11 protein-coding genes are annotated in these 13,531 nt (G+C 44.2%); 4 read left to right on the top strand and 7 right to left on the bottom strand.

The window, feature by feature from the left end; all coding sequences use genetic code 11:
* Positions 1 to 2: 2 nt before the first annotated feature.
* Positions 3 to 554, top strand: coding sequence for a rhombosortase (gene rrtA, locus L3V32_RS01900; RefSeq protein ID WP_047009480.1), 552 nt, complete (start codon positions 3 to 5; stop codon positions 552 to 554).
* Positions 555 to 652: 98 nt separating this feature from the next.
* Here rrtA and L3V32_RS01895 read toward each other — a convergent pair whose 3' ends face one another.
* The 7 genes from L3V32_RS01895 to tig form a co-directional block, all read right to left on the bottom strand.
* On the bottom strand, positions 653 to 937 hold the full coding sequence (locus L3V32_RS01895) for a ComEA family DNA-binding protein (protein ID WP_031780151.1): 285 nt from the start codon (positions 935 to 937) through the stop codon (positions 653 to 655).
* Positions 938 to 1,162: 225 nt separating this feature from the next.
* Entirely contained in the window at positions 1,163 to 3,022 is a 1,860-nt protein-coding gene (gene ppiD / locus L3V32_RS01890) for a peptidylprolyl isomerase (RefSeq protein WP_237283723.1), read from the bottom strand.
* A gap of 201 nt (positions 3,023 to 3,223) precedes the next feature.
* The gene (locus tag L3V32_RS01885) at positions 3,224 to 3,496 is read right to left on the bottom strand and encodes an HU family DNA-binding protein (RefSeq protein ID WP_005382341.1); all 273 of its coding nucleotides are present in this window, start codon (positions 3,494 to 3,496) and stop codon (positions 3,224 to 3,226) included.
* A gap of 191 nt (positions 3,497 to 3,687) precedes the next feature.
* Complete coding sequence (gene lon, locus L3V32_RS01880; RefSeq protein WP_237283722.1) at positions 3,688 to 6,039, bottom strand: endopeptidase La; 2,352 nt, start codon at positions 6,037 to 6,039, stop codon at positions 3,688 to 3,690.
* Between the two features lie 129 nt (positions 6,040 to 6,168).
* Positions 6,169 to 7,449, bottom strand: a complete 1,281-nt coding sequence (gene clpX, locus L3V32_RS01875; RefSeq protein WP_005390528.1) for an ATP-dependent protease ATP-binding subunit ClpX — start codon at positions 7,447 to 7,449, stop codon at positions 6,169 to 6,171.
* A gap of 70 nt (positions 7,450 to 7,519) precedes the next feature.
* Positions 7,520 to 8,146: an ATP-dependent Clp endopeptidase proteolytic subunit ClpP gene (clpP, locus tag L3V32_RS01870; protein ID WP_005382347.1), complete on the bottom strand. Its 627-nt coding sequence runs from the start codon at positions 8,144 to 8,146 to the stop codon at positions 7,520 to 7,522.
* A gap of 105 nt (positions 8,147 to 8,251) precedes the next feature.
* Complete coding sequence (tig, locus tag L3V32_RS01865; RefSeq protein ID WP_005390526.1) at positions 8,252 to 9,559, bottom strand: trigger factor; 1,308 nt, start codon at positions 9,557 to 9,559, stop codon at positions 8,252 to 8,254.
* A gap of 526 nt (positions 9,560 to 10,085) precedes the next feature.
* On the opposite strand from tig, the gene L3V32_RS01860 reads away from it, so the two are divergent.
* The 3 genes from L3V32_RS01860 (at position 10,086) to L3V32_RS01850 (ending at position 13,494) form a co-directional block, all read left to right on the top strand.
* Complete coding sequence (locus L3V32_RS01860; protein WP_237283721.1) at positions 10,086 to 11,891, top strand: ATP-binding protein; 1,806 nt, start codon at positions 10,086 to 10,088, stop codon at positions 11,889 to 11,891.
* 4 nt (positions 11,892 to 11,895) lie between these two features.
* Positions 11,896 to 13,233 (top strand): sigma-54 dependent transcriptional regulator, encoded by a 1,338-nt coding sequence (locus tag L3V32_RS01855; protein ID WP_237283720.1) that lies wholly within the window; start codon positions 11,896 to 11,898, stop codon positions 13,231 to 13,233.
* A gap of 78 nt (positions 13,234 to 13,311) precedes the next feature.
* On the top strand, positions 13,312 to 13,494 hold the full coding sequence (locus L3V32_RS01850) for a hypothetical protein (protein ID WP_041853050.1): 183 nt from the start codon (positions 13,312 to 13,314) through the stop codon (positions 13,492 to 13,494).
* The last annotated feature ends 37 nt before the right edge of the window (positions 13,495 to 13,531 follow it).

Here is a 13,531-nt window from a genome sequence, read left to right as displayed (position 1 = left end):
GAGTGAACCTTTATACCTTGCTGAGTATTATCAGCGTGATCTGTTTGATACTTCAATTCGAACCAATGGCAAGCCTAACCGAGTGGCACAGCTACAATATACGCCATGGCGAATGGTGGCGAATCGTAACAGGAAATCTCACACATACCAACTTTGCGCACTTAGGGATGAACCTGGCAGGATTGTGGATCATTACTTTTATTTTTCGTCCAAGCACTCGCAACTTCCTTATCGTTTTCTCACTCTTGTGCGCATTTGTTGGCGCAATGAATTTGTTTACCAACATGTCGGTGTACGTGGGATTATCTGGCGTACTACACGGACTATTTGGATTCTGGGCACTCAGAGAAGTCTTTGAAAGCAGAAGAAGCAGCTTGTTGTTGGTCGGCGGGCTTATTGCCAAAGTAGCATGGGAGCAGATCTATGGTCCATCAAGCAGCACTGCTGCGCTTATCGGCGCAAACGTTGCTATTGATGCTCATTTATTTGGTGCGTTCGGTGGGTTAACAATGGCTCTAATGGAAAAAGGTTTTCGCCGTCGTTTATTCGGATAAAAAATCCCGAACCACGAAAGAGGGGTTGGTTCGGGAAAGCAGTAATAGGGAAACAGATATTGTTCTGAATTCAGACTCAATATCTGAAATACATCAAGCTACAGTAAAATGCGGTCTTCGTTTTTCTTAACTGTCGCTTCACCAATGCCTTTTACGCTCTTCAAATCTGCTGCCGTTTTAAAAGGGCCATGCTCCTCGCGGTAGTCCACGATACTCTGCGCTTTCTTCTCACCAATACCTTTCAACATGGTCGCTATTTCTTCAGCAGAGGCCGTGTTGATATTTACGGTAATTTCAATTCCTTCATATTTGTCAGTGGCTGAATCCGCAGCCATGCTAAAAGGCGCAAAAACAAATAAGCACAATGTCAAAATCCATTTCATATTGAACATACAATCTCCAAAATAGTAGGCTAAAACCAGTCACCAGTAGCAAGTCACTATCCAGTTAACAAACCTAGATGACCCGATATTCGCAATGACTGGTATCACTTAAACGCGCACTAATTTAAGTAATGCTTATTGATGATTGAAGTTAATAAAGACAAAAATAAAACGGACCGCTTATGCGGTCCGTTTTAGTTAACATGCAAATTACACTAATTGTGCTTAGTTGTTCACAATAAAGTACTCAATGTCAGTGTTTGCGCGCAGTACTGCTAACACAGATGATAGGTCTTGCTGAGAAGATGCACGCTGCATTTGCATCGCAACTTGCTCTTCTAACTCACTATCTAGCTCAGCATTTACAGCATCAAGCTCGATGATAACAATGTTACCTTCAAGATCTTTAGACTGACCATATACTGGCTTACCATCGACTGGTTTTGCCATCGCGAATACCGTTGTTGCCAACGGAGAACGGCGATCTACTGTCTCTTGTTCACCAAATGCAAGGTTGTTTTCAGTAAGCACATCTGTCTTACCTTCTTTCAATGCAGCAACAACCTGTGTACCAAGTTCCATCGCATCTTGCTCACCCTTAACGCGAGAAAGCTCTGCAATAACCTGATCTTTCACTTCTTCTAGTGGAAGAACCGTCTCATCACGTGCATCTTCAACACGAACAACAATAATATGCTCAGGTGCAACTTCGATAGCTTCAGAGTTTAAGCCATCTTCTTTTACTTCTGGGCTAAGGATAGCTTGCATTACCGCAGGGTTACGAAGCACTTCAGGTGCGTCAACTTGAGAAATAAAGTCCGTTGTCTTCACTTCTTGGTTAACCGCTTGAGAAGCGTCATACAATGAGTCTGGGTATTCAAACGCTACGCGCTCAAGCTCACTTTGTAGCTCGTAGAATTGATCAACCGCTTGTTGGTCAACCATTTCTTGTTTGATTTCAGCGGCTACTTCTTCAAATGGCTTCGCCACAGAGTCTTTTAACTCTTCAAGCTTGATAATATGGTAACCAAAGTCCGACTTTACTAGACCCGACGTATCGCCTGGATTCTTCAACGCGAATGCCGCTTCTTCAAAAGCAGGGTCCATCACATCACGCTCTATCCAACCTAAGTCACCACCGTTTTCAGCACTGCCAAAATCGTCAGATTTCTCTTGAGCAAGCGTCGCAAAATCTGCTCCCGCATTTAGCTCATCTAAGATAGCCTGCGCTTTTGCTTCATCGTCCCCTTCTACAAGAATATGAGCGACACGGCGCTGCTCTTCTGAAGAATATTTGTTTAAGTGCTCATCGTAGTACTTTTTCACCTCAGCGTCAGAAACATTAACTTGTTCCTTTAGCGCTTCAGCAGACAGTTCGATATAAGCGACTTTAACCTGCTCTGGGCGAGTAAAGTTGTCAGGGTTTGCTTTGTAGTACTGTTGAATTTCTTCGTCAGTCAATTCAATGTTTTTCGCAAACTCTGCTAAGTCGATTTTAATCGTGCGAATATCACGAGTTTGAGTGAACAGCTTACCTTCTGCCTGTACTTCACCTGGCAGAATAAATTCACTGTTTTGTAGTGCATTCAGCAGTTGTTCACGAACCAATTCACGACGCATGTACTCAGCAAAAGAGTCTGGCGAAAAGCCTGCACGACGCAGAGAAGCTTGATAGATCTCTTGATCGAACTGACCATTAGATTGGAATTGAGGCATGTCTAGAATCATGCTACGAACTTGGGTGTCGCTGATTCGCAGACCTAAAGCTTCTGCTTGTTGGTCAAGCAACACGTCATTGATCATTCGATCTAAAACGGATTTGCGGAAAGATTCAACATATGCAGGGTCAGCCAGCATTTGAGAGAAGTAGTCACCCAACTGAGCTTGCATACGGTTACGCTCATTTTGGTATGCCATCTCGAACTCACCACGAGGAATCTCAGTGTTACCGACTTTCGCTGCAGAGTTGTTGTTACCACTAACGATGTAGCTACCTACACCTGCAAATACGAAAGACAGGATGATAAGCCCAAGGATAATTTTGACCGCGATGCTATTCACGCCTTCGCGTAGTCGATCCATCATAATTTAACTGCTCTCCACAATTGAAGCCTACTGCTTCTATCTAATAGAAATAATGGCGCAATAATATCAGAAAAAGAAATGCGCATCAGTATGATGCGCATAATTTAAGAAAGTTCGGCTCGAAGTTTGTAAATTTTTGTTCGAAACTTATTGTTTGAGCAAAAGTTAAGCAAATGGCCGGTTACAGAATTAACGCTGTGATTAGTTACAAGCGTCTTTCAGTGCTTTACCAGCTTTAAAAGCTGGTACTTTTGCTTCTGCGATTTGGATTTCTTCACCAGTTTTTGGGTTACGACCAGTACGTGCAGCACGAGTACGAACGCTGAATGTACCAAAGCCAACTAGAGCAACTTGATCACCAGACTGAAGAGTGCCGCTTACTGCTTCGATGAATGCATCTAGAGCACGACCCGCTGACGCTTTAGAAATGTCTGCATTTTCTGCGATTTGTTCTACTAACTGAGTTTTATTCACTGTAATTTCCCCTTTGTGTCATCTGTGATTATTTTTGTGATGACTTTCGTTCCATTGTTAAGAAAATATGCTCCATCCCTTATTCGTCAAGGGCTGGCAGCTATCGAAACTAACTTAGCGCCCAAAAAAAACGCTGACAAGCCTTTTTAGACTTATCAGCGTAAACTTTTACTTATTTTTGCTGCACATCACTATTTTTTAGACTCAAACTCAACGCCCGTCGGGTCTCGCTCTAGTGCGACTTTCAGTACTTCATCAATCCACTGTACAGGGATGACTTCCAGATCAGCGATAACATTATCAGGAATCTCTTCCAAATCACGCTCGTTGTCTTTTGGAATTAGCACAGTCTTAATGCCGCCACGGTGTGCCGCAAGTAACTTCTCTTTTAGGCCACCGATAGGTAGGACTTCACCACGCAGTGTGATTTCACCCGTCATCGCTACCTCTGCTTTCACAGGGTTACCTGTCAGAGCTGAAACCAAAGCAGTACACATTGCAGTACCCGCACTTGGGCCATCTTTTGGCGTCGCGCCTTCCGGTACGTGCACGTGAATATCTTTCTTCTCGTAGAAGTCAGTATTGATACCCAGTTTTTCTGCACGAGAGCGAACTACTGTCATTGCGGCTTGGATAGACTCTTGCATCACGTCACCAAGAGAGCCCGTTTGCGTCAGCTTACCTTTACCTGGCATGGATTGAGTTTCAATCGTTAGCAGATCACCACCCACTTCTGTCCAAGCTAGACCTGTCACTTGACCAATTCGGTTACTTTCATCCGCTTTACCGTAATCGAAACGTTGAACACCCAAGTACTCTTTTAGGTTGTCCATCGTTACCGTTACTGACTTGATGTCTTTATCCAGCAAGATGTTCTTCACGGCTTTACGGCAGATCTTAGAGATCTCACGTTCTAAGTTACGGACACCCGCTTCACGAGTGTAATAACGGATGATGCCAATAATCGCAGAGTCTTCAATGATGATCTCATCTGGTTTTAGACCATTGCGCTTCACTTGCTTATCAACAAGGTGACGTTTTGCAATGTTCAGCTTCTCGTCTTCGGTGTAACCAGATAAACGAATAACTTCCATACGGTCTAACAATGGACCTGGAATGTTCATCGAGTTCGAGGTTGCAACGAACATAACGTCAGAAAGGTCGTAATCCACTTCTAAGTAGTGATCGTTGAACGAGTTATTCTGTTCAGGATCAAGTACTTCTAGTAGCGCTGATGCCGGATCGCCGCGCATATCTGAAGACATTTTGTCGATTTCGTCCAATAAGAACAATGGGTTCTTCACGCCAACTTTCGACATCTTCTGGATTAATTTACCTGGCAATGAGCCAATGTAAGTACGGCGGTGACCGCGGATTTCTGCTTCATCACGTACACCACCCAGCGCCATACGAACGTACTTACGACCTGTAGCAGAAGCAATTGAACGACCAAGAGACGTTTTACCCACACCTGGAGGACCAACAAGACAAAGGATTGGACCTTTTAACTTATTGATTCGGTTTTGAACCGCCAAGTATTCAAGAATACGCTCTTTTACGCGCTCTAGACCGTAGTGGTCTTCATTAAGAATCTCTTCTGCTTTCGCTAAATTTTTCTTAACTTTTGAGCGTTTAGCCCAAGGCACGCTGACCATCCAATCGATGTAGCTACGAACCACTGTTGCTTCGGCAGACATTGGAGACATCATCTTAAGCTTTTGAAGCTCTTGCTCAGTCTTTTCACGTGCCTCTTGAGGCATTTTTGATTCGTCAATCTTCTTCTGCAGCGTTTCGAACTCGTCTGGTGCGTCTTCCATCTCACCAAGTTCTTTCTGAATCGCTTTCATTTGCTCATTCAGATAGTACTCACGCTGAGATTTTTCCATTTGCTTTTTAACGCGACCACGAATGCGTTTTTCAACTTGCAGCAAATCGATCTCTGATTCCATCTGGCCCATTAGGAATTCCAGACGCTCAGTGACATCAACAATTTCAAGTACTTGCTGCTTATCCACCAGCTTCAACGGCATATGAGCTGCAATGGTATCCGCTAAGCGTGCTGCTTCGTCGATGCCGTTGAGTGAGGTTAGAACTTCTGGTGGAATCTTCTTGTTTAGCTTAATGAAGCCTTCAAACTGATTAATCGCACTGCGAACAATCACTTCTTGCTCACGCTCATCCAATTCTGGCGTAACCACAAATTCCGCTTCCGCTAGGAAGAAGTCACTCTCTTTAAAGTGATTAATTTTCGCACGTTGCTGGCCTTCAACCAGTACTTTTACTGTGCCATCCGGAAGCTTCAGTAGCTGGAGAATGGTGGCTACCGTACCTACTTCAAATAGGTCGTCAACCGTAGGCTCGTCAGTATCAGCTTGCTTTTGTGCCACAAGAAGAACTTGTTTGTTGGTTTCCATCGCCGTTTCTAAACAGCTAATCGATTTCTCACGACCAACAAACAATGGAATAACCATGTGCGGGTAGACCACTACGTCACGTAGAGGTAGTACCGGGATCTCGATACGCTCGGAACGTTCCAAGTTCATATAATTCTCTCTTCCGCTTTCACGTTTACGTATTACTTATCGATTTATATGGGGGCTAATTGTTTGGATTCAATAAGAGAAATAAAAAAAGGAGGTAATTACTTACCTCCTTTTTCATTACGGCTGAATTTATTCTGCTCCAGCGGCCTGATTGTCTGAGTTGCTATAAATAAGCAATGGCTCTGACTCACCATTGATGACGGACTCATCAATCACGACCTTACTTACGTCTGTCGCAGATGGCAGTTCGTACATGGTTTCCAGTAATACGCCTTCAAGAATCGAGCGTAAACCACGAGCACCTGTTTTACGCTCCATTGCTTTCTTAGCGATAGCGCGCAGCGCATCTTCTCGGAACTCAAGTTCGGCGTTTTCAAGCTCAAACAATGCTGCGTATTGCTTGGTTAATGCGTTCTTCGGTTCACATAGGATCTGAATCAACGCTTCTTCATCAAGCTCAGTCAGTGTTGTTGTCACAGGAAGACGACCAATGAATTCTGGAATGAGTCCGTACTTCACTAGATCCTCAGGCTCAACCTGAGTAAATAGCTCACCCACGGTCTTCGATTCGTTTTTAGAACGAACTTCAGCACCGAAGCCAATACCTGTACCTGTTGCAACACGCTGCTCAATCACCTTATCTAGGCCAGCAAATGCACCACCACAGATGAACAGGATCTTCGACGTGTCCACTTGTAGGAATTCTTGCTGAGGGTGCTTACGACCACCTTGAGGTGGAACCGATGCAACCGTACCTTCGATAAGTTTTAGTAGCGCCTGCTGAACACCTTCACCAGATACGTCACGCGTAATAGATGGGTTTTCAGCTTTGCGTGAAATTTTATCAATTTCATCAATGTAAACGATGCCGCGTTCAGCTTTAGCTACATCGTAATCACATTTTTGCAGAAGCTTTTGGATGATGTTTTCAACGTCTTCACCCACATAACCAGCCTCGGTTAGTGTGGTTGCGTCTGCCATTGTAAATGGCACATCCAAGAATCGAGCTAATGTCTCAGCAAGTAGTGTTTTACCGCTACCTGTTGGGCCAATTAGAAGGATGTTACTTTTACCAAGCTCCACACCTTCACTCGTTGTATCACCATTGCGTAAACGCTTGTAGTGGTTATATACCGCAACTGCGAGCACTTTTTTCGCGTAATCTTGCCCGATCACATAGTCATCAAGGTGTTCACGGATCTGTTTTGGCGTTGGTAACGCTTCAGATTCTTTCTTAGGGAGAACATCCTTGATTTCTTCGCGAATAATATCGTTACATAAGTCGACACACTCGTCGCAAATGTACACTGACGGACCTGCGATTAGCTTGCGAACTTCGTGCTGACTTTTGCCGCAGAAAGAACAGTACAGCAATTTACCGCTGCCACTTTCTTTGCTTTTATCTGTCATTCGCTAACCTCTTAGCCTTTACTCTTCATGAATGAGTGTATATCAATTTTTGCCAAAATGCGCTGGCTAATTACTCGCCGCGGTGGCTTAACACTGCATCCACGATACCGTATTCCACAGCCTGCTCTGATGACATGAAGTTATCACGATCAGTATCGCGCTCAATGACTTCAAGAGGTTGGCCAGTATGTTCTGCTAACAACTTGTTTAGCTTCTGCTTAATGGTCAGAATTTCCTGAGCATGGATTTGGATATCAGAAGCTTGACCCTGGAAACCACCCAATGGTTGGTGGATCATTACACGAGAGTTAGGCAGTACGTAACGCTTACCTGGCGCACCACCCGCTAACAGGAAGGCACCCATTGAACATGCTTGACCCATACATACAGTGCTAACATTTGGCTTAATAAACTGCATGGTATCGTAGATAGACATACCAGCTGTTACGCTACCGCCTGGCGAGTTGATGTATAGGAAAATATCTTTATCTGGATTTTCAGATTCTAGGAAAAGTAGCTGAGCCACGACAAGGTTTGCCATGTGGTCTTCCACTTGACCCGTTAAAAAAATCACGCGCTCTTTCAGCAGACGTGAGTAGATGTCGTAAGAGCGTTCGCCGCGGGAAGTTTGTTCAACCACCATTGGTACTAGCGCGTCCATAATTGGCGACATTGCATTTTTTTCTTGGTAGCTCATATTCTTATGTCCCTAAAATAAATGGCCCGGATGATGACTATCATACGGACCATTGTTAGCAGAATAGTTAACGTTAAGTCAACCTTCTACGCAAGATATTGCTTATTAAGCAGCAGGTTGTTGTTGGTTAAGTAGCTCGTTGAAGCCTACTTCTTTCTCAGAAACCTGTGCTTTAGCGATGATCGCGTCGATTGCTTGCTCTTCTAGAGCTACATTGCGCATGTTGTTCATCATTTCTTCGTTTTGCTCGTAGTAAGCAATAACTTCTGATGGATCTTCGTATGCAGTAGCCATTTCTTCAATTAGAGCTTTAACTTTCTCGTCATCCGCTTTTAGCTCTTCAGACTTGATTACTTCACCTAGTAGAAGACCAACTACTACGCGACGTTTAGCTTGCTCTTCGAACAGCTCACGTGGAAGCTGAGCAGCAGCTTCTGGGTTACCACCGAAGCGTTGTGCAGCTTGTTGACGTAGAACTTGGATTTCTTGCTCGATAAGCGCTGATGGTACGTTGATGTCGTTTTGCTCAACTAGACCGTCAATCGCTTGCTCTTTGATGCGGTTCTTAACAGCTTGCTTAAGCTCGCGTTCCATGTTTTTACGAACTTCAGCTTTAAGTGCTTCAACACCGCCTTCAACAACACCGAACTTAGCAACGAACTCGTCGTTTAGTTCTGGTAGTTCACGAGCTTCAACTTTGTTCACTTTGATTGCGAACTTAGCTGCTTTACCTTTTAGGTTTTCAGCGTGGTAATCTTCTGGGAAAGTCACATCGATGTCGAATTCCATACCTGCAGTTTTACCTGCGATACCGTCTTCGAAACCAGGAATCATGCGACCAGCGCCCATTTCTAGTGGGAAGTTCTCAGCTTTACCGCCCTCGAATTCTTCACCGTCGATAGAACCAACGAAGTCAATGCTTACGCGTTTGCCATCTTCTGCTGCTTCTTCAACTTCAACCCAAGTAGCTTGTTGCTTACGTAGAGTATCGATCATCTCTTCTACGTCTGCGTCTTTAACTTCAGTTAGCGGTTTTTCAACAGTGATGTTTTCTAGGCCTTTAAGCTCAACTTCTGGGTAAACTTCAAAAGTTGCAGTGAAAACTAGGTCTGAACCTTCTTTGTTTTCTACAGGAGCGAAAGTTGGAGCGCCAGCTGGGTTGATTTTCTCTTTAACGATAGCTTCGATGAAGTGGCGTTGCATAACTTCACCAAGAACGTCTTGACGTACTGCTTTGCCGTACATCTTAGCAACCATTTTTAGAGGCACTTTACCCTTACGGAAACCATCGAAACGACGGTTTTTAGCGATGTTGCGTAGTTCAGCTGTTACAGCGTCTTCGATGTTTGCAGCTGGAACAGTAATGTTTAGACGGCGCTCTAGGCCCTCTAGCGTTTCAACAGTAACTTGCATTATATATAAACCTCTAAAGTGGCTCGGTTTTCCGAGCGTATGAGCGAAACTCAGCGGAGCTTACGCTTCATCCTTGTGTAGTGTTCTGTCCGAACACCTAATTTAAATCGAGTATCGATACTGTTTGTCAGTACCGGACTAATCAGTGATATCTTCGATAAAATTACCAAAGGTATCTCCTATTAGCCTCAGGACAGAATTTTTAGACGCGACATTCTAGCGATCTGTCGCAACCCTGTCGAGCCAATAGCCACTATGTGGACATTGTCTGCGCTAAATTCTCGAATGCTGACCCATTTTTTCTTCAAAAATGCGATTCAAACAGCGTCTAAGTGTCGTCAGCATATCTAGAATGGGGACAATAGCGACTTTTTCAAGAGAATCGACCGGTTTTTTTATCGAAAAGCCTAAAAAGAGATCTTGCTCTTGTTTTACTCCACAGAGTTGAAAACTAAATCCCTAATCCTCCCTACAAACTATTAACATTTTCTTACGTGACCAAAGGAAAGGTTTAAGGAGTGTAAGGATGTCGCAAAAAAACCGGATTCTGCTGACTTTTTTTGCCTTCTATTTCCTTTGCGCAATCATAGGTGGTCATTGGGTTTGGCAGACTAGTTATCAATCATTGCTTGATAAACACCAGTCCCAACTTGAGCAATTTTCTAGTCATATTAAAAACAAACTCGATAAATACGCCCATATCCCTAATCTTCTGGCCAAAGATGACCCTCTCCATCAAGCGTTACTGCATCCAAATAACAGTGCCCAACTGGAACTCACCAATCGGTATTTAGAATCCGTTAATGACGTGATTGAAGCGGCAGATACCTATTTAATCGATCAATGGGGTACGACGGTCGCGGCCAGCAACTGGCGTAAAGAGCGATCTTTTATTGGACGAAATTTTGCGTTCCGCCCTTATTTCAAACAAGCAATCGTTGGGGAACGAAGCCAATACTACGCGCTGGGTTCGACTTCGGGTAAGCGTGGCTACTACTATTCTTATCCGATCATATACGCGGGCGGCGTCCTTGGTGTGGTCGTGGTTAAGATGGACTTGAGTAAAATAGAAGACAACTGGCAGCAGCCAAATAGTGTGTTTGTCGCGAGCGATCCGCACGGGATTGTTTTCATGAGTAGCCGAAGTGATTGGCTACTCAAAAGCTTACAACCACTGACTGAGAATGAAAGAAAACAAGTTTGGGCAAGCCGACAATACCTTGATGAGCCAATTGAAACTCTAGGATTGGTGGGCAATGTGGAGGAAACGCATTCTGAGCTAAAACAAGGTTACCCATATAACAAAGGGACTTTGGTGGTCTCTTCGTTGCCCCTACCAGAGCTCAAGCTGACTATCCGTGTACTATCTCCTAAGCAGTCTATCGTCTGGCTCACTATGGGTTACATTTTTGTACTTACTCTTGCATTCACCGTGTTGTTTTTAATTGGCCAGCTCATCTATCACCGTCAACAGCGCCACTTACAACTTGAGAGAATTCAGCAAGAGGCCAATCAAAAACTTGAATATCAAGTCATGGCTCGCACCGCAGAATTGCAAGCAGAAATCGCCCAGAGAATTGAAACCGAACAAACACTTCGCCTAACGCAAGACGAACTCGTTCAAGCTGCGAAACTAGCAGTATTGGGGCAAATGTCAGCCAGTATCAGTCATGAACTGAATAATCCACTTGCGGCCATTCGCAGCTTTGCTGAAAACGGCAAGCTGTTCCTCCAAAAAGAAAAATATGAGCGAGTGGAAGATAATCTAACTCGCATCTCAGCCCTCACTGATCGTATGGCAAACATCAGTCAGCAGCTTCGTTCTTTCGCTAAAAAAACCAGTGGAAACGAGCTGGCTCAATCTCGTTTGTTTCCAGTAATTGCCTCAGTCAAAGAGCTGATGAAACCCGCACTTAAATCTGCACGTGTCACGCTAGAAACGCAGGTACCAGAGCACGATGTTGAAGTTCAGATCAATATCATTCAACTTGAACAAGTGTTGGTTAATTTGCTGACCAATGCGATAGAGGCTCTCAAAGAGCAACAAGACAAACAAGTACAGTTATCCGTAGAGCAAGACGAACATGCCGGTTTGGTTTGGATTCATGTAGATGACAATGGTCCAGGGCTTGGAGATTTCTCACTTTCGGACTTATGTGAGCCTTTCCTAACTACCAAACAAAATGGGTTAGGTTTAGGACTCTCTATCTCGCAACAAATCTTAGCCAGTATGAACGGAAGATTATGTGCCCAAAATCGAGAACAAGGCGGAGCTCGATTTTCATTGTGTTTACCTATCGCTCCTAACAACACAGAACAATCAAAAGGATGAGATCATGTGTCAGGTGTTTTTTATTGATGATGAAGCCGATCTTAGACTGGCAATAGAACAAACGTTTGAATTGGCAGATATCGATGCCACATTCTTTCCAGACGCTGAATCTGCCTTACTCGCCATTAAGCAGGGAGCCGAGCCAGGTGTGGTGATTACCGATATTTGCTTACCCGGTATTTCAGGGATGGATTTACTGAATACCCTTGTACGAAAAGACACCCATCTTCCCGTGATTATGATTACTGGTCATGGCGATATCTCAATGGCAGTTAATGCGTTACACCAAGGAGCGTATGATTTTATCGAAAAGCCATTCCCACCTGAGCACCTAGTTGAAACCGTCAAGCGCGCCATTGAGAAGCGCCAATTAACGGTTGAAAACGAGAAGTTACGCCTGTCTCTCAAGGCAAGTAAAACGCTCGGACCTCGTGTTATCGGAGAAACGTCTAGCATTCAAATGTTACGCGAAACCATTGCTCACATCGCCGATACTGATGCAGATATCTTATTGTTTGGCGAAACTGGTACAGGTAAAGAGTTAATCGCCCGCTCTTTGCATGAGCAAAGCTCTCGACGGAACCAAAACTTTGTCGCAGTAAATTGTGGTGCAGTACCAGAGAATTTGATTGAGAGCGAACTCTACGGGCATGAAAAAGGCGCATTTACTGGCGCAGAAAGCCGCCGTATCGGTAAGTTTGAATTTGCTCAAGGCGGTACACTTTTCTTGGATGAAATAGAGTCAATGCCAATCCAAGCCCAAATCCGTTTACTGAGAGTACTGCAAGAGCGTGTGATTGAGCGTGTCGGCTCGAATGAACTCTTGCCCTTAGATATTCGAGTGATTGCCGCCACCAAAGTCGATTTGAAACGCGCTGCTGAAGAGGGAATCTTTCGCCAAGATCTTTACTATCGACTGAATGTGGTTACCTTAGATCTCCCGCCACTGCGTGAACGGAAAGAAGACATCCCTGCCCTCTTCCATCATTTCCTATTGGTAGCGGCTTCACGTTACGGTAAAAGCTCTCCCAGTTTGTCATCCCACGACCTCGTCCAACTGATGAACCATGACTGGCCAGGCAATGTTCGCGAGCTAAGAAATGCAGCAGAGCGTTTCGTGCTATTGGGTAAATTAATTCAGTTAGGAGAATCGACTCCGGTTGCCAAGCCTTCTTCAAGTCTTGCAGAACAAGTTGCAGAGTTCGAGAGAGCAGCCATTGAAGGCGCATTACTGGAAAATAACGGCAGCATTAAACAGACAATGGCGCAATTGAATGTGCCTCGAAAAACTCTGTATGACAAAATGCAACGCTATCAAATAGATAAAGAGCTCTATAAATAAAACGATTCTCAAGGATTGGTATTATATCCAACTTGAATCATAATTTTTAATAACTGATTCATCATGGTTGTTACGGATATGAACGAGAAAGTGAGAATACCGATCATTACAGATACCGTGATGGTAGACGGGCAATATCAAGAAGAGAGACGTTCAGGCGAGGAGCGGCGCAAGAATAAAAAGAAGTGGCGAAGCTACGAGCGGCGAGTCCACCCAGACCCTCGTAGGCCTAGCTACAAACCCATAGACGAAGAGGTGTGAATCATCACACCTCTTTTGTTTTTCTTCAAATATCTGG

The sequence above is a fragment of the Vibrio sp. J2-4 genome, from assembly GCF_021728155.1.
Lineage (GTDB): Bacteria > Pseudomonadota > Gammaproteobacteria > Enterobacterales > Vibrionaceae > Vibrio > Vibrio diabolicus.
Note: the sequence above shows the minus strand (reverse complement) of the source record. Positions and strands in the feature narration are given on the sequence as shown.